Origin of the sequence: Streptomyces sp. 13-12-16 (genome assembly GCF_002114215.1) — a bacterium.
Classification (GTDB): Bacteria; Actinomycetota; Actinomycetes; order Streptomycetales; family Streptomycetaceae; genus Streptomyces.
In genome coordinates, this window is the sequence record NZ_NCTE01000484.1 from 1 (window position 1) to 2,214 (window position 2,214).

General features: G+C 75.6%; 2 protein-coding genes. Both read right to left on the minus strand.

Annotation, left to right across the window (positions count from 1 at the left end):
* Positions 1 to 49: 49 nt before the first annotated feature.
* Positions 50 to 1,390, minus strand: coding sequence for a transcriptional regulator (locus tag B7767_RS19215; protein ID WP_085573258.1), 1,341 nt, complete (start codon positions 1,388 to 1,390; stop codon positions 50 to 52).
* Positions 1,391 to 1,643: 253 nt separating this feature from the next.
* The coding region (locus tag B7767_RS19220; RefSeq protein WP_143652550.1) for a PP2C family protein-serine/threonine phosphatase at positions 1,644 to 2,214 on the minus strand (571 nt) is incomplete at its 5' end.

The following is a 2,214-nucleotide window of genomic DNA, read 5'->3' on the forward strand; positions in this document are numbered from 1 at the left end:
CGCGGCGGAGGCGCGCGGCCGGGCACGGGGGCCCGGGACCTCGCCCGTGCTACAGCGGCACGCGCAGCGCCCCGTCGATGAGTTCGGCCGCCTCCGCGGTGCCCGCGCAGCCGCTGCGGACGAGGTGCTCGCGCACCTCGCGCAGTCTGTCCCGCAGCCGCTGCGACTCCATTCCCCGGGCCTGCTCGGCCATCTGCACCGCGATGGCCACCGCCTTGTCGGCGTTGCCCCGGCGCAGTTCGACGGTGCTCAGCATGGCCAGCCGGTGCACCCGGCCCCGGTCGTGCGTGGGGTTGTCCACGGCCGCCGCCGCGTGCTCCCCGGCCGCCGCCAGCTCGCCGAGGCTGAGCAGCGCCTCCGCCACCTGGACGTTGACCAGACCGGGCTGGACGTAGCCGGTCTCGTCGGGTTCGGTTCCGCGCCGGATCCGCTCGGCGGCCCGCTCGGCCCGCCGGATCCGGGACAGCGCGCTGCCGCCGTCGCCGAGGTGCGCGTACGCCTTGGCCTGCATCGCGTACAGGTCGGAGGCGAGGGCCGGGGTGATGTCGGTGCCGGCGGCGCGCAGCGCGGCCTCCGCGAAGGCGACGGCCTGCCGGTACTCCCGCGTGTACAGCGACTGGTTGACGAGCAGCGCGATCACGTAGGCGCCGAGCCCCCGGTCCCCGCTGGCCTTCGCCAGTCGCAGCGCCTGGTGGAAGTAGCGCTGGGCGAGGCCGTGCGCGTCGGAGTCGTACGCGCAGATGCCGGCGACCGCCACCAGGCCGCCGGTGGCCCGGTGGAGCTGGCGGCCGGTGGCGTCGGTGTAGCGGCCGCGCAGCAGCGGGGCGGCCTCGGCGTTGAGGAAGCCGACGATCCGGGCGCGGGTCGCGACGCCGCCCGCCTTGCGGTACATCTGCTCGTAGTGGGTGCGGGCGGCGCGCAGCATGTCGAGGTCGCCGGGGGTGACCCGGTGCCGGCCGCCGCGGGAGACGTCCACGTCCTCGGGCGGGTTCTCCCACTCCCACACGGGCATGACGGCGGGTGTGCCGGTGACGGCGGGGGCGCCGAGTATGTGCGGGCGCCGCTGCTGGTCGGAGCGCCACAGCGCGGTGGCCCGCTCGACGAACCCGCAGAGCGAGCCGGTGTGCGGGACGGACGGTCCGCCGGGCACGCCGAGGCCGATGTCGTCGAGGGTGACCTGGCGGTGCAGCCGGGCGGCGAGCACCTCGCAGATCAGGTCGGGCACCTGTCCCCGGGGCCGCTGTCCCTTCAGCCAGCGCGCCACGGCGGTGTGTTCGTAGCGGAGCGACAGGCCCCGCGCCCGTCCAGCCCGGTTGACGTGCGCGGCCAGGCCCGCGTGCGAGATCCCGGCCTCGTCGAGGATCGCGTCGAGCAGAGAATTGGGCTGCATTCAGGGCCCCCCGGTGGCTCGGTGCCGGACAGAGTAGTGGCTGCGCGTTCACACGGGGTGTGAACGGAGTGCTCGAAACCGCAGCGTGCGCGCACTGTCGCCGAACGTGTCCGGCCGGTTGACTGAACTGCCTCGAAAGAGGCCGGCCGGGCCGCCGGCTCCCCCTCGTACAGTGCGGCGGCCCGTTTCCACGCCGTCCGCCCTGCTGCCTGCCCGACATTCCGTGGCGGGACGGACGGCGTGGCGCCGCCGGTCACGCCGGTCGCGCCGGGGACCGGAGGTGGCTCGGCGGGTGCATGGCGGCCGGCCACGTGGTGGCGCGCAGTTCTGTGGGGGCGCCACCCACCTGCCGCTCGTTCCTCAGGATCAGCAGGGCCACGTCGTCCTTCGGCGGGTCGACGGTGTGCCGCAGCAGTGCCGTGAGGACCGTGCGCAGCACGGACCGGGGTGTGAGCGGGTGCTCGCGCGCGGCCTCGGTGAGGACGTCCCGCAGCGGGAAGAACCGGCCCTCGGCGTCCCGTGCCTCCTCGGCTCCGTCCGTGTACAGGACGAGCGCGTCGCCGGGCAGCAGGGGTCCGCAGGGCACGGCGGAGAGTTCGGGCGGCAGCGGGAACGGGCCGAGCGGCGGAAGCGGATCGGTGCGGGCGAGCGGTTCGGCCCGTGCGCCGGTCAGCAGATACGGCCAGGGATGGCCGCAGTTCAGGGCCCGTACGCCCCCGTCCGGGAGGATCTCCAGCAGCAGGACGGTGACGAACTCCTCGCCGGGCGGGCCGTCCTGGGCGGCGCCCGCCGGGTCGTGCCCGCCGTGGGCCCGCTCCCGCAGG

Coding starts and splice junctions, on each gene's coding strand:
- B7767_RS19215 (WP_085573258.1), bottom strand. CDS start 1,390: ATGCAGCCCAATTCTCTGCTCGACGCGATCCTCGACGAGGCCGGGATC.